The 18,807-nt window shown below is 57.9% G+C and carries 18 protein-coding genes; 12 read left to right on the top strand and 6 right to left on the bottom strand.

Annotation, left to right across the window (positions count from 1 at the left end):
• Positions 1–149 precede the first annotated feature (149 nt).
• A complete protein-coding gene (locus F1C16_RS13205) occupies positions 150–1,022 on the top strand; it encodes a transglutaminase-like domain-containing protein (RefSeq protein ID WP_185281106.1) in 873 nt (290 codons plus the stop codon).
• A gap of 187 nt (positions 1,023–1,209) precedes the next feature.
• Here the strand turns inward: F1C16_RS13205 and F1C16_RS13200 are convergent, their stop codons facing one another.
• Together F1C16_RS13200 and F1C16_RS13195 are read right to left on the bottom strand one after the other, a co-directional pair.
• A complete protein-coding gene (locus tag F1C16_RS13200) occupies positions 1,210–1,809 on the bottom strand; it encodes a redoxin domain-containing protein (protein ID WP_185281105.1) in 600 nt (199 codons plus the stop codon).
• Positions 1,810–1,861: 52 nt separating this feature from the next.
• Positions 1,862–2,524 (bottom strand): 4'-phosphopantetheinyl transferase superfamily protein, encoded by a 663-nt coding sequence (locus F1C16_RS13195; protein ID WP_185281104.1) that lies wholly within the window; start codon positions 2,522–2,524, stop codon positions 1,862–1,864.
• 76 nt (positions 2,525–2,600) lie between these two features.
• Here F1C16_RS13195 and F1C16_RS13190 point away from each other — a divergent pair, with 76 nt between their 5' ends.
• The 8 genes from F1C16_RS13190 to F1C16_RS13155 all read left to right on the top strand — a co-directional run bounded on the left by F1C16_RS13190 (position 2,601) and on the right by F1C16_RS13155 (position 11,497).
• Complete coding sequence (locus F1C16_RS13190) at positions 2,601–3,539, top strand: WD40 repeat domain-containing protein (protein ID WP_185281103.1); 939 nt, start codon at positions 2,601–2,603, stop codon at positions 3,537–3,539.
• A gap of 140 nt (positions 3,540–3,679) precedes the next feature.
• Entirely contained in the window at positions 3,680–4,720 is a 1,041-nt protein-coding gene (locus F1C16_RS13185) for a DivIVA domain-containing protein (protein WP_185281102.1), read from the top strand.
• Positions 4,721–4,884: 164 nt separating this feature from the next.
• On the top strand, positions 4,885–5,241 hold the full coding sequence (gene folB / locus F1C16_RS13180; RefSeq protein ID WP_185281101.1) for a dihydroneopterin aldolase: 357 nt from the start codon (positions 4,885–4,887) through the stop codon (positions 5,239–5,241).
• Positions 5,242–5,462: 221 nt separating this feature from the next.
• Positions 5,463–6,056, top strand: coding sequence for an RNA polymerase sigma factor (locus F1C16_RS13175; protein ID WP_185281100.1), 594 nt, complete (start codon positions 5,463–5,465; stop codon positions 6,054–6,056).
• A gap of 18 nt (positions 6,057–6,074) precedes the next feature.
• Positions 6,075–6,923 carry a HEAT repeat domain-containing protein gene (locus F1C16_RS13170; protein WP_258049128.1) on the top strand — a complete coding sequence of 283 codons (849 nt, stop codon included), beginning with the start codon at positions 6,075–6,077 and terminating at the stop codon, positions 6,921–6,923.
• Between the two features lie 164 nt (positions 6,924–7,087).
• Complete coding sequence (locus F1C16_RS13165) at positions 7,088–7,876, top strand: DUF4097 family beta strand repeat-containing protein (protein ID WP_185281098.1); 789 nt, start codon at positions 7,088–7,090, stop codon at positions 7,874–7,876.
• A 50-nt stretch (positions 7,877–7,926) separates the two neighbouring features.
• On the top strand, positions 7,927–8,646 hold the full coding sequence (locus F1C16_RS13160) for a hypothetical protein (protein WP_185281097.1): 720 nt from the start codon (positions 7,927–7,929) through the stop codon (positions 8,644–8,646).
• Positions 8,647–9,031: 385 nt separating this feature from the next.
• Positions 9,032–11,497 carry a TonB-dependent receptor domain-containing protein gene (locus tag F1C16_RS13155; RefSeq protein WP_185281096.1) on the top strand — a complete coding sequence of 822 codons (2,466 nt, stop codon included), beginning with the start codon at positions 9,032–9,034 and terminating at the stop codon, positions 11,495–11,497.
• 175 nt (positions 11,498–11,672) lie between these two features.
• Here the strand turns inward: F1C16_RS13155 and F1C16_RS13150 are convergent, their stop codons facing one another.
• Genes F1C16_RS13150 through F1C16_RS13140 form a run of 3 tightly spaced genes read right to left on the bottom strand, consistent with a single transcriptional unit; the run spans position 11,673 to position 15,115 of the window.
• On the bottom strand, positions 11,673–14,267 hold the full coding sequence (locus F1C16_RS13150) for an ABC transporter permease (protein ID WP_258048905.1): 2,595 nt from the start codon (positions 14,265–14,267) through the stop codon (positions 11,673–11,675).
• Positions 14,215–14,412, bottom strand: a complete 198-nt coding sequence (locus tag F1C16_RS13145) for a hypothetical protein (RefSeq protein WP_185281095.1) — start codon at positions 14,410–14,412, stop codon at positions 14,215–14,217. The genes F1C16_RS13150 and F1C16_RS13145 overlap by 53 nt, the downstream gene beginning before the upstream one ends.
• A 34-nt stretch (positions 14,413–14,446) precedes the next feature.
• On the bottom strand, positions 14,447–15,115 hold the full coding sequence (locus F1C16_RS13140; protein ID WP_258048904.1) for an ABC transporter ATP-binding protein: 669 nt from the start codon (positions 15,113–15,115) through the stop codon (positions 14,447–14,449).
• Positions 15,116–15,427: 312 nt separating this feature from the next.
• On the opposite strand from F1C16_RS13140, the gene F1C16_RS13135 reads away from it, so the two are divergent.
• The 3 genes from F1C16_RS13135 to F1C16_RS13125 all read left to right on the top strand — a co-directional run bounded on the left by F1C16_RS13135 (position 15,428) and on the right by F1C16_RS13125 (position 18,059).
• Positions 15,428–16,135: an arylesterase gene (locus F1C16_RS13135; RefSeq protein ID WP_374940601.1), complete on the top strand. Its 708-nt coding sequence runs from the start codon at positions 15,428–15,430 to the stop codon at positions 16,133–16,135.
• A gap of 164 nt (positions 16,136–16,299) precedes the next feature.
• Positions 16,300–16,590: a YciI family protein gene (locus F1C16_RS13130; protein WP_185281093.1), complete on the top strand. Its 291-nt coding sequence runs from the start codon at positions 16,300–16,302 to the stop codon at positions 16,588–16,590.
• A gap of 881 nt (positions 16,591–17,471) precedes the next feature.
• Positions 17,472–18,059: a TlpA disulfide reductase family protein gene (locus tag F1C16_RS13125; protein ID WP_185281092.1), complete on the top strand. Its 588-nt coding sequence runs from the start codon at positions 17,472–17,474 to the stop codon at positions 18,057–18,059.
• Positions 18,060–18,223: 164 nt separating this feature from the next.
• Here F1C16_RS13125 and F1C16_RS13120 read toward each other — a convergent pair whose 3' ends face one another.
• A complete protein-coding gene (locus F1C16_RS13120; protein ID WP_185281091.1) occupies positions 18,224–18,646 on the bottom strand; it encodes a hypothetical protein in 423 nt (140 codons plus the stop codon).
• Between the last annotated feature and the right edge of the window lie 161 nt (positions 18,647–18,807).

Below are 18,807 nucleotides of genomic sequence, written 5' to 3'. Positions count from 1 at the left end.
GCCGCGTCAATAGCTTTTAAATGAACATTTGCCGTAGTTAGCGGTGTTGACAGTAGCCGGTTTGGTGCGAGGCATCAAACCGGCTACTTTTATTCAGTATCTCCGCTCTGCCAGTTCTGGCTCCCGCCGCCGAAGCCTCGGCTATGTCTATGACCAACAAAGAAATAAAAGCGCTTATCTCGCTGCTCGATGATCCGGAAGTAGCGCCTCAGATTCAGGGCACTATCCAGAATCTGGGAGAAAGTATTATTCCGTTTTTGGAAGAATCGTGGGAAGAAACGCTGGACCCGCAGCAACAGCAACGCCTCGAAGACCTCATTCATAACCTGCAATTCGATGGGCTGAAGCAGCGCCTGCGCGTGTGGCGCGACACGGGCGGCGACAGTTTGCTGGAAGGCATGTGGCTACTAAACTCCTACCAGTACCCCGATGCCGATTTTCAGGCTCTGAACCGCGCCATTGAGCAGCTGCGCTTCGAAGCCTGGACCCAAATGCGCCCCGGCATGCACCCCGCCGACCAAGTGCAGGTCCTCAACTACGTGTTGTTTCGTACGCACAAGCTGGCGGCCAACACGCAGAATTTCCACTCGCCGGCCAACTCCATGTTGCACTTAGTGTTGGAAACCCGGCGCGGCAACCCGCTCACGCTCTGCGTTATCTACCTGCTGGTGGCCCAGCGTCTGATGCTGCCCATCTACGGCGTGAACTTGCCCAACTTGTTTGTGCTGCTTTTCAGGCCCACCAATCCCAACGTAGAGCCGTTCTACATCAATTGCTACAACCGCGGCCTAATCCTGTCCCGCACCGATATTGAGCACTACATTGCTCAACTCAACCTCACGCCCAACGAAGTATTCTTCGAGCCCTGCTCGCACCTCGACATTGTACGCCGTGCCCTGCGCAACTTGCAGTTGAGCTTCGAGAAAATGCAGGAACCTGCAAAAGCTGGCGAAGTAGCTGAATTGCTGGCTATCCTGACAGACGAAGGTGAACCGCTGACGGATAATGAAGGGGAGGAGTAAGGGTAGGAAGTTTGTGAGGGTATGGGGGTAGGAGGATAGGAAATAAAGAAGTGTGTCATCCTGAGCGTAGCGAAGGACCTTCTCACGCGTGAACGACAAGCGTACCAACGACTCGTTCTGCCGTGAGAAGGTCCTTCGCTGCGCTCAGGATGACAGAATTATCTATCTACCCACCTAATTACTACCTCTAAAACTTCTTAATCAAACAGCCCGCAACGCGGGTGTCGGCTATGCCAGCGGGGCGGCCAGCTAGCAGGTTGTCGAGCACCTGGGCGAGGTAGCGCTGGCGCACGTCGCTTTCCACTTGGGGGTTGTCGTCGATGGCGCCTTTGTAGCGCACGGTGAAGCCGTTACCGGCGGGTTGCAGCACTACTACCTCTGGGGTTTTGGTGGCGCCGAGCTGGTTACTCACCTTCTGGCCTTCGTCGGTGAGGTAGGTGATGTTGTTGCTGTCGCTTTTCAGCACGAGCTTTTGCGCGTCGCTGGCCGCATCTATGTTGATGGGGGCATCGATATACAGGAACTGTACGCCTTGCCCGCCGTACGTGGAGGCCAGCGCATTGAGGCGGCCTTGGTACGACTTGGAAAAGGGGCAGTTCTGGTTGATAAACACCACCACCACGGCCTTGCTACCAGCGTAGCTGCTGAGCGACACCGACGCGTTGGCCGCGTTTTTCAGCGTGAAATCGGTGACAGTGCGCGTGCCTTGGGCGCGTGCTACCCCCAAGCCCACAGTGCAGAAAACCAGGGTAGCAGCAGCGAGAAGCGAAAGTCGGCGGAAAGACATAGCGGGAAGTAAGAGGTGAGAAGCGTCGAGTGCGAAGCGATGAAGCAAATGGCTATTGCTCCAAGTTCATCAATTCAACGCAATACGTGAGCACATAGCTAGGCGCCGGGCGCAAGTAGGTCAGCTGGTGCTGGCTGCGGGAGTTTTCGAGCAGCAGGTGAGCCGTCAACTCGCCTGCCTCCCGCAGCCAAAACGGGTCGAGCAATAATTGCTCTTTGAACACCAGCCCCCGGCGACTATGCAGCTTATAAAGCGTCTCCTTGGCACTCCAATAGAGGCTGTATTTGGCTGCATCGTCGCCGGCATCGGCCCGTTCGGCTTCCGATAGAAACCGTGGGGCCAGTTTTTGTGCTTTTCCACGAATTAATTCAACATCTATGCCAACTCTGCCTTGGGCCGCAACTATTCCGGCCACCCACTCGCCGGAGTGCGACAGCGACACGGCGTAATGGGGTAGGGCAGGGAGATAGGGGCGGCCATTGGCGTCGTTGGCCAGGGTAGCGGGGGCGGCCGTCAGTTCGGGAAGCAGCGCGTGCAACAGCAAGCGGCCCGCGGCCCACTGCGCCGCGCGGGTAGGGTCGCGGCCGGCCGGGTACAGGGCCTGGTACACGGTAGGGTAGGGGAGCTGCGGCAGCAGTTCGACGGTGGTTTCGGTGAGGCGCCACAGGCCGAGGATGGCGCCGTGGGGCAGGGGAGTGATGGAGTGCAGGGGCATAGGGTAGGAGCGCCGCCCACCCGAAGTGGCGCGGCACAAGCAAATCTGGCGTAATTTCGCCTAAATTCTCGTGCGCATGTCCGTTCCCGCTCGTCCTCAGGTCCAGAAACTCGCTACCCTCACTGGGCACCGCGACTGTGTGTATACCCTGAGCGGCGCCCCCAACGAAACCACGTTTTACTCGGCTGGGGCCGATGGGCTGGTGGCTAGTTGGAATGTACTGGAACCCGAAGCCGATGGCACGCTGGTGGCGAAGGTAGAGAAGTCGGTGTATGCATTGCGCTACCTGCCGGGGCGGCAACTGCTGGTACTGGGGCACAATTACGAGGGCGTGCAGGTGATTGATCTGCACAACCGCCAGTTGGCGCACGCCACGGCCCTACCTCCGCTGGCTATCTTCGATCTGGCGTACTCCGAGGAAGCGCAACGCCTATTTGTGGCCCTGGCCGATGGCACGTTGGCCGTACTGCGCGCCGCCGATTTCAGCCTGGAAAAGCTCCTGCGCCTCGCCGACAAAAGTCTGCGCTGCCTGGCCCTGCACCCTACCCGCCCAGAGCTGGCCATGGGCAGCAGCGATGCCACCGTGCGCGTGCTGGACGTGCACACGCTGGATGCCCTGCACACGCTCCCCCACGCCACCAACTCCGTTTTCACCGTGGCCTACTCCCCCGATGGCCGCTACCTGCTGGCCGCCGGCCGCGACGCCCACCTGCGCCGCTACGACGCGGCCGCTGGCTACGCTCTAGCCGACACGTTGGTAGCGCACATGTTCACCATCAACCACCTCACGTTCTCCCCCGATGGCCGCTATTTGGCCACGTGCAGCATGGACAAATCCATCAAGCTGTGGGAGGCCGATACCCTGCGCCTACTGCGGGTGGTAGACCGGGCGCGCCACGCCGGCCACGGCACCTCTGTGAACAAGTTATTTTGGTCGGGGCAGCAAAATCGGCTAGTTTCGTGTAGCGACGACCGCAGCCTGGCGGTGTGGGAGCTTACGTGGGCTGACAGTTAATGGCTGTTAGCTGTTGGCTTTGTGGTTGATAACCAAGCAGCGTATTGCTATGCTGCAATATATCGTCAGGTTGTGGCGTATTCTCAATAAATGCAAAGGCTGCTGGCTATGAGCTAACAGCTACTAGCCAACCGCTACCCATGAAAATATCTGCCCTCGACATTCGGCAAAAGACCTTTGAAAAAGCCTTCCGGGGCCTCGATGCCGACGAAGTAAACGCTTTCCTGCTCACCCTTTCGCAGCAGTGGGAGCGGATGGGCGACGAAAACCGCGACCTGCGTAACAAGCTCGACTACGCCACCCAGGAAGTGCAGAAGATGCGCGAGATTGAAAGCTCGCTTTACCGCACCCTCAAAACCGCCGAGGACACCGGCCAGAATATCACCGAGCAAGCTCAGCGCAACGCGGAAATCCGGCTGCGCGAGGCCCAGCTGCAAGCCGAGGAACTACTGTCGCAGGCCCGGCAAAAAGCCCGCACGCTGGTAGAAGATGCCTATAAGCAAGCCGAGCGTAGTGTAACGGAAATGCAGGTGGAGGTGAGCCGCCTCAACCAAGAGCATCAGCGCCTGGAAGGTGCGCTGGATTCCCTGGTGCGCGACTTGCAGCACTTGGCTACCGACACCATGGAGAAGGCCGACAAAGCCCGCAACCGACCTAAAGGCGGCACGGCGGCCATCCTTTCGCAAGCGGCTAGCGTAAAGGTGAGTAAACCCGAACCTTCACCTGAAGCCACTCCTACTATGCATATTGACACTGCTGCCACTTCCTCGGCCGCTGCCGTAGGCGGCGCGCTGGTTGCCACCCAATTTGGCAGCGACGCCGTTACCACGGGCCGCCCCATCGGTCCGCAGCCCGGTGCTTACAACCCCAAGCCCGGCCAGCAACCCGACCCCGGCGCACCCGCGCAGATTCCCGGTCCGGAAATCAGCCCCGACCCTATCCCCAACGAAAACCCCGGCCAGGTGCCGCCCTCGCGCATTGATGAGCCGTCTCCCTCGCGCATCATCGAGCCCGACTCGCCTAACGTAGAGCCCGTGCGGCCGGATATTCAGCCCGTAGGTCCTAGTCACCCCGAGATTGTGCCGCCTGCTCCGGCGCCTCAGCCCGGCACGGGCAGTCCTGGCCCTGGCTTCAAAGCCGAGCCTGCGGTGGCAGAAAAGTCGTTTTTCGACGAAATTTAGACGAACTAAAAACGCCTGTCATCCTGAGCTTGCGAAGGACCTTATTACGGTAGAACGACTAGCGTACTAACGACTCGTTCTACCGTAATAAGGTCCTTCGCAAGCTCAGGATGACAGGCGTTTTTATTCACTACTCACAATCTCACCACTCATCATTTCACCATATGGGCCAGATTGCGCTGGAAGGCATGGAGTTTTTCGCTTTTCACGGCTACTACGACGAAGAGCAGAAGATCGGCAACAAGTATGGTGTCGATCTGTATATCGACACGGACTTACACGCCGCCGGGGCTTCGGATAAGTTACAGGAAACCGTGAATTATGAAGTGCTGTACCGAGTGGTGGCGGAGGAAATGCAAGCCCCGGCCCGGTTGCTCGAACACCTTGGGCACCGCGTGCTGGACCGGGTGCTGGCGGAGTTCCCCTACATCCACGGCGCCCGCGTAAGCGTGTCGAAGTTCAACCCGCCGCTGGGCGGTATCTGCCACCGCGCCCGCATTACGTTGGAACGGCGTCGGTAGGTTAGTTTTTGGTAAACAAGAAAAGGTGTCATCCTGAGCGCAGCGAAGGACCTTCTCACGTGTGAACGAAGAACGGTAGAACAAGTCATTGTTCCGCTAATCGTATTCACGTGAGAAGGTCCTTCGCTGCGCTCAGGATGACACCTTTTCTTATTTACCAAAAACCGTAAACAAACAGCCAAAAACAAACCAAAAATTATTTTTTGCGGGGCTTGTAACGAATGCCGAAATCGACGGTACTCCCTTCAACTCTCCCCCAAACGCCTACCCTTTCCGCCGTGCACAGCCCCAGCGACGAAACCTTGATGGCGCAGGTCCGCGACAACGACCTCGATCAGCTCACGCCGCTGTTCGAGCGTTACCAAGGACCGCTGTTTGGGTTTCTGCTGCGGCTGACGAATGACCGCGACACGGCGCAGGACCTCGTGCAAAACGTGTTTCTGCGGGTGTTGAAATACCGCGCCAGCTACCAGCCTACTCAGCCGTTTAGGGCGTGGGTGTACCAGCTGGCCCGCCACGTGCACGCCGACCACTGGCAGCGCCAGCCCGTGCCGGCCGGCGACCTGGAAGCGGCCGAGCGCACGCCTACCCTGCGCCGCGCCGCCCTGGCCGGGGTGGCAGCCAGCTCCGATGGTGAGCACCTGCAAGAGGCCCTGGCGCTGCTGCCCGCTGCCCAGCGCGAAATCCTGGTGCTGCACCGCTTCCAAGGCTTCGACTACGCCGAAATAGGGGAGATGCTGGGCTGCTCGGAAGGAACCGCCCGCGTGAAAGCCCACCGCGCCCTGGAGGCGCTCCGCAAAATTTACTTCAGCTAATACTCTGACTGCTCTGTGATGCTCGACGATAACAACCACTTCCTCACCTCACCCGAATGCGCTGCCTTGGAGCCCTTGCTGGCCGACTATGCAGCTCAGGCCCTGCCGCCGGCCGATAGGGCACGGGTAGCAGCACACTTGCCCCAGTGCCCTAATTGCCAAGCACGGGTAGCTCAGTATGCCACTTTGCTGGACGCATTCGAGGCTGAGCCGCTTGCTATGCCGCCGCTCGCTCTGCGCGACAACTTTCTGGCTATGCTGAACGCAGAGAAGGAATTGCTACCCGCCGTTGCGCCGGTAGTGACGCCTGAGAAGCAGCCAGTGCCGCTGTATCCGGCGGCGGCGAGCAAAAACGGGTTGTGGCTGCGCATTGCCGCCAGCATAGCGCTACTGGCAGTAGGCACCGTGCTGGGGCTGCTCCTAAACCGCCCGGCCGCGCCGGTTGCGGCGGTTGCACCCGCCAGAGAGGCGCAGACCTTAGCGGCGCAACTCACGACTGCTACCCAGCAGCCGGCCACCGCCAGCCAACGCATTCAGCTGGTAAGCGACGCCCCTGGTAGCTCCCGCCCCGGCGACCCTACCGTGCTGGTGCTCATCAACACCCTGAATGCCGACCCGAACCCCAACGTGCGCCTGGCCGCCGCCGAAGCCCTCTACCGCCTGCGGGCCGATTCGTTGGTCGGGCCAGCTCTCATCCAGGCCCTACCCGTGCAGACCGACCCCAACGTGCAGATCACGCTGATTGAGCTGCTGGTGAAGCTGCGCGACAAGCAGGCCCTGCCCCAGCTCCGGCGCCTCTCCCAACGCCCCGACGCCCTACCCGCCGTGCGCGACCAAGCCAAGCAAGGCGTCAGCCTCCTGATTTAACCAGAACGGTTTCCTATACACTGTCCCATTGATTCGCCTACCCTGTAGCGCCAGCAATAGCGACATCCTTCAGTAAAATTTTCTCTCTCACTCACGCAGTGCTATCTACCGAAGTCCGCGGCTTCGGATGGTTGCTTCCTGCTCTTCCTCAACGTCAACTATCCATGAAAAAGCATCTGTTTCTCTTGTTCGTCAGCGTGCTGGCTGCCTGCTCAACCGTTCAGGCCCAGGAATTCAAAATTAAACTCACTGGTAATGACCGCAAAGTGGTTATCGAAATGCAGAATAGCGACCACGTAACCGTGGAAGGCTACGATGGCGACGAAGTACTAATCAAGGGTGAAGGGGGTAGGGCCACCGAGGAAGCGCCCAAACGCGCCGAGGGGTTACGGCCCGTGTACAACTCGACGGTAGACAACACTCGCCTGGGACTAGGTGTGACCAAAGAAGGCAACACCGTTCGCATTGTGAAAGCCTCGCGCCGGGAGGGTGGCTACGTGATTCGGGTGCCGCGCACGGCCGATGTGGTGTACCGCGAGGCCCAGTGGGGCGGCAACCACGTGCTGCTGCAAAACCTGCAAGGAAAACTGGAAGTGATGATGAAAAACGGCGATGCCAAGCTCCTGAACGTGACTGGCCCCGTGGTAGCCAACAGCACCAGCGGCGACATTACGGTGGTGTACTCCACATTGAAGGCCGGCCCCAGCTCCATCAGCAACATCAGCGGCGCTATTGATGTAGCCATGCCGGCCAGCACCAAAGCCTCCCTGACCATGCGGACTATTTCGGGCGAGGTATACACCGACTTCGACATTGCCCTACCCAAGCCGGCCAATGCCAACAGCCTCGTGCAGATTGGCGGCCAAACCCTCAACGGGGCCGTGAACGGCGGCGGCACGGCCATTTCACTGAAAAACGTGAGCGGCGACGTGTACGTGCGCAAATCCAAATAGCTCTCAGCATCAAAGTGTAGTCTTTCTTCTCACCAGCTATTCTTCTTCCCATGTTTCGTTTTTTGCTATTGCTGTCGGTCCTGGTAGGGCTGAGCAGCCTGGGGGCGTACGCCCAAAAAGTACTGGAACAAACCGCTTCGATGAAAGCCGGCCAGCGGCTGAATTTGGAGTTGAAACAGGCGTCGACCATTAAAATTCATGCGGGTAGCGGCTCGCAGGTGGTGCTGCGCGCCACGGCTACCATCAACGGCGGGCAGCTAAACGACGCGCTGCTGCTCACGACCAGCAAAACCGACGAGGGAATTACTATCACCTCGGCCTTCGATGATAACCTGGTGAAAAAGAGCCAGGGCGCGGAGTGTCCAGACGGGCAGGGCTACACCCGGTGGGGCGGCAGCTGGCGCAATGGCAAAGCGGAAGGCCCGGCCTTGTGCTTCAAGATTGAGGTAGACGTGACGGTGCCGACCGGCGTGGCGGTGCGCGTGAACACCATCAGCGGCAATATTGAGGTAACCGACCTGACGGCTCCGCTGGAAGCCAAAAGTATCAGCGGCTTCGTGGATGTGAGCTGGCCGGCCCGACAGGGGGCAGAGGTAGCGTTTAAAACTATTACCGGAGAGGTGTATACCGATCAGGACATTGCCTTCGTCAACCGCAAAGAGAACCCTATTGTGGGCTACCAGCTACGCGGTACGCTGGGTGGCAACGGCGGCCCCGCCGTCCGCCTCGAATCCATCAGCGGCGACGTGTTCTTTCGCAAGCGAAAGTAGATAATCGGACTTATGTAACCCTGACAGGGGCTTGAAGCCCTGTCAGGGTTGTAGGTGCCGGGCGGCTTCCAGCAGAATAATATTTTAATCAACGAAATATTTCGTAGATACTATTGCATTTATAGGAACAGTACTATATGTTTGTATTACGAAACTGTTCGTACTGACAAAGTATTTCTTATCCTTTCTCGCTGGCGTGCCTGTTGAGATGCCTGTTATCCGCCCTATTCCTATTCCATCGGCTCCATTGCCAGGCACCGCGCAACTGCTGTAGCGTTGCTTTCTACTACTCCTCTGCCTTCTCGCTGCTACTGCCCGCTTAAGTGGTAGTACGGTCCACTGCGTGCCTTCATCAGAGCCATTTGGCTCCTTATAACTCCCTGATATGCTGAAATATATCGCCCTGTTATGGGTGCTGCTGGGCGTGCTGTGCCCGGTTGTAGCCCAAACCACTAGCACCAGTCGCATTACAGGCACGGTGCTTAACGCCACCACCAAACAACCCGTGGAATTTGCCACGGTAGCGCTGCTGAGCAAGGCCACCAGCAAGCCACTGGACGGGACCGTTTGCAACGACAAAGGCGCTTTCGTCTTTGAGAAGGTAGCACCGGGCGAGTACAGCGTTTCCATCAGCTTTGTAGGCTTTGAGACGAAGGTGGTGGAGAACGTGACACCGGGCACGGTAACTGTAAATCTAGGCCAAGTATTGCTGACACCTACCACGCAGCAACTGGGTGAGGTGCAGGTGGTAGGGCAAAAGGAACTAGTAGAAACCCACGCCGACCGCATCGTCTACAACGCGGAAAAGGACATCAGCAACGCGGGCGCCACGGCTGCAGAAATGTTGCGGAAGGTACCCTTGCTCACCGTTGATAACGACGGCAACGTGGAGTTGCGCGGCTCTACCAGCGTGCGGGTGCTCATCAACGGCAAGCCCAGTTCCATCCTGGCTAGCAGCGTGGCCGACGCCCTGCGCCGCCTACCCGCCGACAAGGTCAAAGCGGTGGAGGTAATTACGTCGCCGGGCGCGAAATACGACGCCGAGGGTTCGGGCGGGGTGATTAATATTATTCTGAAAAAGAATGACTTAACGGGGATGACAGGCTCTGTGGACGCCACGGCGGGCACGCGCTATAGCAATGTCAATACAAACCTGACTATTCGGCGGGGGAAGCTGGGTATCACGTCCGAAGCGGGTTCTTATGCTCACTACAACCGCAGCCGGGGCAGCATCGACCGCACCGATTTTCTAGGAGACAACCAAACGGCCCAACTTAGCCAGCAAAACAGTCGGCGCAACGGTGGTGGTGGCATCTACGCCCGCCTGGGCTTCGACTACGACCTGACCGAAAAGGACGCCGTGACCGTGGGCGCCTACACCGACCTCTACCGCTCTACTGCCACGCAGCACCTGGCTTCTACCTACGTGGCGCCGCTGAGCTTCGACCAGTTTGCCCGCGACATTCGCCGGCCGTGGGGCGCCAACTGGTGGCCCGAGTTCAGCCTGAACGGCAGCTACACGCACACTTTCAAGCCGAAGCACGAGCTGAGCCTGCTAGCCCTGCAAAACTACGTGTCGAACACCACCGCCTACCGCCTCGACCAGACCCGCCCCGAGCAGGGCCTCGACTACCTCGAAACCGGCAACAACCGCAGCCGCAGCCGCGAAACCACCCTGCAACTTGATTACACTCAGCCTCTCGATAGCACCAGCGTACTGGAGCTTGGCGCCAAAACCATCCTGCGCAACGAGCGAAGCGACTACCGCATTCAGGCCGACAGCCTCAATGGGGAAGGGTTTGCGTTATTGCCGTCGCGCTCCAACGAGTTCAACTACCAGCAAAACGTGGTGGCTGGCTATGCTTCCTATGGTCTGCGCTTGCTCCGAAGCTATAACCTGAAAGCCGGGGCAAGGGTAGAGCACACCCGCGTGGATGGCGACTTCTTGACCAGCAGCACCAGCGTACGGCAGCGCTACACCAACTTTATTCCTACCCTGAACATCTCCCACGAGTTTGGTAAGGAAAAGGAGCACAAGCTGAATGTGGGCTATTCACGTCGGCTCCAGCGTCCATCTATCTATCTGCTGAATCCCTACATCGACGTGAGCAATCGGCGCGTGGTGAGCACCGGCAACCCCAACCTGACGGCCGAACTGACCAACGCCTACGAGTTGGGCTATAGCACGACCATCCAGAAAACCACGCTGAACATGTCGGTTTATGCGCGCAGTGCCAGCAACGCGTTTCAGCGGGTGGCGCGCACGGTGCCCACCAGCCAGGTTTTCCCTACCGATACCAGCAATACCACGGTCTTCTTTACCAACCCAGAAAACGTGGGCCAGCGCGCTACCTACGGCGCCAACGTGTACGGCTCGACCAAGCTGACGGATAAATGGACGCTGAACAGCAGTATCAACGCCTATTACGTGTCGGTGAAAAGTAAGGAGCTGGGCGCTTCCAATCAAGGCTGGGTATACAACGGTAACCTCACGTCTGCTTGGACCTTCGAGCATGGGTTGAGCGCGCAGGCTGCCGTATATATCAACTCGCCGCGGGTGTTTCTGCAAGGCCGTACCAACGGCAACGTGTGGCACAACCTATCGGTGAAGAAAGAGCTGTTTGACAAGAAAGGCAGCCTCACGCTGGGCCTCGACAACCCATTTGCCCGCACCATTCGCTTCCGCACCACAATCACGCAGGCAGACCTGTTCACCTCCCAAGAAGTGACCTACGCCTACAACCGCTCCGTGCGCCTGAGCTTCAACTGGCAGTTCGGCAAGATGGATGACGCACCCAAAAAAGCCCGCAAAACCATCAGTAATGATGATCGGCAAGGAGGGAAGGGGTAGATAGGGTGGTGAAATGGTGCGTTAAAACTCGGCTGTCATCCTGAGCGCAGCGAAGGACCTTCTCACGGTAGAACGAGTCGTTGGTACGCTTGTCGTTCACGCGTAAGAAGGTCCTTCGCTGCGCTCAGGATGACAGCCGAGTTTTAACGCACCACTTCACCATTTCACCACTCACTCACCCTTCCCCGCGCAGCACTGCCAGCGGTGGCCGTGTCAGCACGTCGCGGCTGTTGAAGAGGCCGATGACGACGGTGAGAACTGTGGTAAGTGCCGCGAGTAGCAACAAGGGTAGGGGAGCGGTGGTGAAGCCGATATCGAACACCCAAAAGGCCAGCGCCCAGCCCGCCAGCACGGCCAGCACGAGGCCGGTGGCAGCGGCCAGTAAGCCCAGCAGCGCGTATTCCACCAGCGTGATGCGCAGCATTTGGCGGCGACTGGCGCCCAAGGTTCGGAGCAGCACGCTTTCCTGCACGCGTTGGTAGCGACTCACAATCACAGAGCTGATGAGCACCACCAGGCCCGTGGCAATGCTGAAAAAGGCCATGAAGCGAATCACGAAGGAAATCTTGCTCAGGATGTCGTCCAGGGTTTGCAGGATGAGGCCCAGGTCGATGGCCGAAACGTTGGGGAAGCGCTGCACCAACTCGCGCTGCACGCCACCGAGCACGGTGTTGTCGGGTACGCGGGTGAGGAGTACGTAGAACTGCGGCGCGGGCTCTAGCACGCCGCTGGGGAACACCACCCCGAAGTTGGTCTGTACCCGCGTCCAGTCCACGGTGCGCGTGCCGCTGACGATGGTCAGGAGCGGTGCGCCCTGCACGTTGAAAGTCAGCGTATCACCCAGCTTGAGCTTCAGGCGCTCAAAAAATCCCGTTTCGATGGAAATATGCGGGGTGCCATCGGCGGCGAGGTAGGGAAGCTTTCCTTCGGCTAGCTGCTCGGAGCTGATAAGCGAATCGCGGTACGTGACGCGGTATTCGCGGGTAAGGGAGCCGCGCGAACGGCCACTGGTGCTGTCCTTTTTCAGCTCGGAGGTAGGCTTGCCATTCAGCTCCGTCAGCCGCATCGTCACAATGGGTACTTGCTGCAATACGGGTAGGCGGCGCTGCGTGAGCAGTTGGGCCACGCCTACTCGCTGGGCCGGCTGAATGTCGAAGAGCACTAGATTGGGCTGATTCTCGCCGCTGGCCACCTGTACCCGGCTGAGCAGCAAGCCTTGGGTGATGTAGAGCGTCGCCATCAGAAACACGCCCAGCCCGATGGAAATGATAAGCAGCAGCGTCTGGTTGTTGGGGCGATACAGATTGGCCAAGCCCTGCCGCCACACGTAACTCCAGGAGGTAGGGAAGAAGCGGCGCACCAGCCAGCGCAGGCCCGCCGCTACGCCCGCCAATCCGCCCAGCGCCACCAGCAAGCCCGCCGCAAAACCCAGGGCCAGCTTCACCTCGCGGGTTTGGAGGTAGGCGAAACCTGTAATAAACACGAATATCAACCCGTAGACGAGGTAGCGCAGCGGGTCGGGCGCGGTGGTATCTTCCTCAAACGAAGCTCGCAATGTGCGCAGCGGCGACACCCGCCGAATGCTCAGCAACGGCAGCAAGGCAAACAGCACCGCCACCAGCACACCCGTGAACACGCCCTGCGCCACCGCCCCCCACGACACCTGAATGTCGACCGCCACGGGTAGGAAATCGGCAAACACGCGGGGTAGCAATAGCTGCACCGCTGTGCCAAGTGCTGCTCCTAACAGAGCACCGGCAAAGCCCAGGGCCGCTACCTGCAACAGATAAATCAGCAGTGCCTGGCTGCCGCTGGCACCCAGGCAGCGCAGTACAGCCACCGAGGTAATTTTCTCGCGCACGTACAAACTCACGGCACTCGCCACACCCACGCAGCCCAGCAGCAGGGCTACAAACGCCACTAGGTTTAGGAAGCGAGTAAGGTCGGCGAAGGAGCGGCCGGTTTGCTGCTTGCGGCTGGCCACGGTCTCTGCATTGACGTTTTCCTGATCTTTTACATCCTCCAACGGCTCCCGCAGACGGGCTTCCGGAATACCTGGTTTCAGAGTGAAATACTGCTTGTATTGCACGCGGCTGCCAGGTTGAATGAGGGCGGTGCGCGCCAACAATGATGTGGAATCGGCTTTGCCCGTCGTGACTTGCGCCGCATCACCGGGGATGAACACGGTAGGGGCTACCGAAGCGCTGAAACCGGATTGGCCGGGCGTTTCGCGCACCCGTCCGGCAATACGAAACGTCACGTTGCCTACCCGCACAGAGTCGCCCACATGGGCTGCAAATTGCGCCATGAGTTCATCATCCACCAACGCCACGGGCTGGTTGCGGCGCGCCGCGTCGCGGAAGGTTTGCACGGCGCTGGTGGGCTCCGTCAGCCACTCGCCATAGAGCGGAAAGTTGCCCGTAACGGCGCGCACCTGTGCCAGCCGCACGCCCCCACCCCGCGGAAACGACACCAGCGACGCAAACGCCGCTTCTGCACTGTAGTCCAGGATGAAATTGCCTTGGTTGCGTGGGTGCAACGTGGGCTTGAAGCGCGGCTGAAATGGCTGACTGCTGGACAGCACCAAATCGGCCCCTAGCAGCTCGCGGGCCTGCTCGTCGATGCTACGCGCCAGGTTGGCCCCGAAGCCGTTGATGCCCACCAGTGCCGCAATGCCCAGCACAATGGCCGCGCTGAATAGCAAGAGCCGGGAGCGGCTACGGCGACTGTCGCGCCACGCCATGCGCCAGAGCCAGAGGAAGTTTGTCATATGCAATAGGGGCGCGTTGCACGCGCCCGTCGTTGTGGGTTAGGGTAGGGGCGCGTTGCACGCGCCCGTCGTTGTGGGTTAGGGTAGGGGCGCGTTGCACGCGCCCGCTATCATGCGGTGGAAAAGGGCGAAGAAGAACACGCACCTGTCGTTGAACAACGGTTGCGTGCAGCGCGCCCCTACAGGCTGTCAGAAATCAGCTGCCCGCCTTTTAATCGAATCACACGCTGAGTTTTATTGGCCAGCTCCGGGTCGTGTGTAACGAGCACCAGGGTAGTGCCGGCTTCACGGTTCAGCTCAAATAGTAGTTCCTCCACTGTAGCGCTGGTTTCAGCGTCGAGGTTGCCGGTGGGCTCGTCGGCAAACAGGATTTTAGGCCGGTTGGCAAACGCCCGCGCCAACGACACGCGCTGCTGCTCGCCACCCGACAGCTGGGTAGGGTAGTGGTGCCCGCGCCCGCCCAGCCCTACCCGCTCCAGCAGGCCCTGGGCCGTAGCGGCACCATTGGAAATGCCGCGCAACTCCAAGGGCACCAGCACGTTTTCCAGGGCTGTGAGGGTAGGCAGCAACTGAAAGTTCTGGAAGATAAAGCCCACATGCTCGTTGCGCACCGCTGCCCGCTGGTCTTCACTAAGGCTATCGAGCTGGATGCCGTTGAGCCACACGCTGCCCGAGGTAGCGCGGTCGAGGCCGGCGCACAGGCCCAGCAGCGTGGTTTTGCCGCTTCCCGATGAGCCAACAATGGCCAGCGTATCACCGGCCGTCAGCTCGAAGCTAACGTTTTGGAGCACCGTAAGCGCCCGTCCGCCGCTGGTGTAGGACTTGGTAAGGTTTTCTATTTTAAGCACTGAGAGAAAGGCAAATGAGAGAATCGTCTAAGTAGGTAACGAGTCGATGCGCAGAATACTTTAGGCGTGTGAGAGTTTTCTGTTTCGTAGAACGGATGCATCGAACGGTGTAGAGACGCGTATTCGCGTCTCGTCGTCCGCGCCAGCTGATATTCAACCACGAGTTATTCAACGACTACATCTGCGTGAAACCGCTGGATAAGAGAACAACAAAGCGCATACGCAGCCCCTACCCAAACGCGCCTGCCCCGGTTAGGTTAACCTTTGCGGCGGGTTCTGTCGTTATCCCTCTACTTCTTACTTTCTTCGATGATGAAACTAACCTGGACTGTCTTCTGCGGCTGGCTGCTACTCGCGCTGGCGGGCTGTAGCACTAACGACACCCCAACCACCACCGACGCGCCCCCCGCGGCCAGCAAGCCCGCTGCCTCAACCGCCACGGGCAAGCCTACCATTCTGTTCTTCGGCAACAGCCTCACGGCCGGCCTGGGAGTAGAACCCGACGAAGCCTTCCCGGCCCTGATCGGCCAAAAAATTGATTCTGCGGGCCTAAGCTACACTGTGGTAAACGCCGGCCTAAGCGGCGAAACCAGCGCCGGCGGCCGTAGCCGGGTAGGGTGGGTGCTACGCAAGCCCGTAGCCGTATTTGTGCTAGAGCTGGGCGGCAACGACGGCCTACGCGGCATCCCGCTCACCGACACGCGCCGCAACCTGCAAGCCATCATCGACACAGTGCGGCAACTGAGCCCGCAGGCGCAGATTGTGCTGGCTGGCATGCAAATTCCGCCCAACCTAGGCGCCGACTACGCCGCCGAGTTCAAGCAGCTCTACGGCGAGCTAGCACAAAAAAATAACCTTGTGCTGATACCTTTCCTGCTCGAAGGGGTAGGGGGGGTAGCCAAGCTCAACCAGCGCGACGGCATCCACCCCACGCCCGCCGGCCACCGGCTGGTGGCGCGCACCGTGTGGGGTATTCTGAGGCCAGTGTTGCAACAGCCCCAGCCGGCGGCGGGTAGCTAGCGTTGACCCCACCCCCGGTCCCCCTCTGGGAGAGGGGTGCGTTCCGATAGAGCTATTGGCTATCAGCGTCGTCTGGCACCCCTCTCCCGGAGGATGCCGCGCATCAAGCGAGGTGGGCCGGGAGTGGGGTACTTGTTGTTTCCTTTAATCTTTCCTTACAAACCATGCAACAATACCTGATTACCGCTTACGATTACACCGACACTGAGGCCCTGGAACGTCGCCTGGCGGTGCGCGAAAATCATTTGGCCGGAGCGCGTCGGCTCAAAGAAAGCGGCAACTTCCTCACGGGCGGCGCCATTCTGGATGCAGAAGGCAAGATGATCGGCTCGATGATGGTGGCGCAGTTTGCCTCTCCCGACGACCTAGAAGCCTGGCAGCGTGACGAGCCCTACCTCACCGGCCGCGTGTGGGAAAAGGTAGAGATACAGCCGTTCCGGATGGCGAATGTGTGAACCCAAACAGTGTCGTTGACTCCTAGAGGAGCGAATGAAACGAGGCGCACCAGAGCGCTACCGACTAGTTACTTACTCCGTGGCTAGTCGGTAGCGCTTCGTTCTTTATGGGCGTTTATTGCGTGGGCTAGCTTATAAATAAAATAGATGCTTGTTGTTATATGTATAGATATTTATATATTATTCCCTGAAGCTTATTATCAATTGTTTAACTATTACTAACCGAACGAAATGGTATGTGGAGCTATAGTAAAAAGTACTTGCGGATCTTTTTTCTGCTGGCCTTGCTGGCTGGCTGCCAACAAAAGCAAAAAAAGGAATACAGCTATCTGATCGTAGCGGACGCAGAAACATGTAAAGACTGTCATGTCAGGCTGTCTTTTATGGGAGATACTACTGGGCATTATATTATCGATAGTACAACAGCCCGAGGCAGTCATTTTACGCTGCAAGGCAAAATCACCCAGCCTGGATTCTATGATATTTATTACACGAATAAAACAGACATTACGACTGGCAGTGCTACGGTCTACCTACCAGCAGACTCCATTCATATAGAATTCAAAAAAAATAATATCCGGACGAAATTTTACCGAGCGCCTGCACCCGATGGGGTAGGCTCCTATCTACAAAGCACAATCGTTTTCTCCTCTTCTCCTATGCAACAGGAGTTTGAACAATATCTTCTGATAGGAGACAGTCTTTGGTATCAGTTCTTTGTGGATCGGGAACTGGTTAAAGCTAAGTTTGTCCAAACCTTCAATTCGAATAACAAGGCTCTAGTCGAGCAATGGGCCGATTCTGTTAGAAACTTTGAGTACAGGGTTTCCGGCTACTATGCTGCGGCGGCTCATACATTCGCGCAGCAGCATCCTTCTTCTATGGTGTTGCTCTACGCCATGCTCAGCAACCGCGGCGACCGGCCTTCGACGGAGCGCTTCCGTCAGTACTATCAGGCTATGCCCGCCGAGTTGCAAAAGAGCTTCTACGGCCGCCGACTAGATGAGGCGCTAGCCGAAAACGAAGAGCGTGACGTGAACAACCAGCGCTTTGTGGGCCAGCGCGTGCAGAGCCTAGCTGGTAAGACGCCGGATGGCCAAAAGCTAAATACAACGCAGATTTTCCAGCAGAACAAGTTCACGCTGGTCGAGTTCTGGGCCAGCTGGTGCGGGCCCTGCCGAATGGAGATGCCCAAATACTACGGCTTGCACAAGCAGTACCAGGGTAAAGGCTTTGGCATGGTAGGCGTTTCGCTGGATACCAACCACAACAAGTGGCGAGAAGCCATTGCCGAGGACAGCCTACTGATTCCTCACTTGTCAGAGCTGAAGGGAACCAGCGGGGAGGACATGCAGCGGTTTGGCATCAATGCCATTCCGGCGAATTTGCTCGTGGATGAGACCGGCAAAATTGTGGCCGTGGATATTCCCTACCCCAAGCTCAAGAAGAAGCTGCAAAGCACCTTATAGACGGTTACCGCCTCCGTAGCTCAATCTTCTCTACACCCCGATTCAGCCCACGCCACGTCATGGTAGTCGGATTGGCCGTGGTTTCCACAGAAAAATTGTCAATCAGACCCAACAACTGAAGAAATTCCTCCTCAGGCTCTACTACATGTGAATCTGTTGGAAAGCTATACTGCAACAGAAAAAAATGCTTGCGGCCCTATCCCCTGTACGATGCGAGTAGGATTAGAAAGCAGCGAAAATGACAGCGGATAAGTCTTGTCTTTGTACTGAATAGTGCAGTCAAAATCGGGGTGGCGTAGGTACTTAGGGTTGCTTCGCGGAACCGCGGCCTGCCTAATAGAAAGAATAGCTAAGTTTTGCAGCACGGTATCGCGCTTAATACCGATTTCGGCTTGGCTGCCATTGTGCGACTGCCTTTTGATGGATACACGTTGAAGCGACCATTCGCCTACTATCTGTGGGGTAAGCTGATTCATCAACTCGATGCTTTTTTGGTCGTAATCGATAGTAGGTGTTGCTTCTTCCTGGGTACACTGCATAAAGCACAGGCTAGCAGCAAATAAAGCGAAGCGTAGAAAAGGTTTCATTAGGATTAGGCAAGATGAATAGATAAGAATTACTGTACTCTAATCAGGATACAAAGCTCTTATAAAACTATAGGCAAGAGAAAAAATGGTGTGCTAATAAGGCGACCAGAAAATCAATTTATATATTATACGAAAAAAATCGTAGATTAATCTTGTTTCTA

Source organism: Hymenobacter sp. NBH84, from assembly GCF_014217645.1.
Lineage (GTDB): Bacteria > Bacteroidota > Bacteroidia > Cytophagales > Hymenobacteraceae > Hymenobacter > Hymenobacter profundi.
This window is presented reverse-complemented; position numbering and strand designations above follow the sequence as displayed.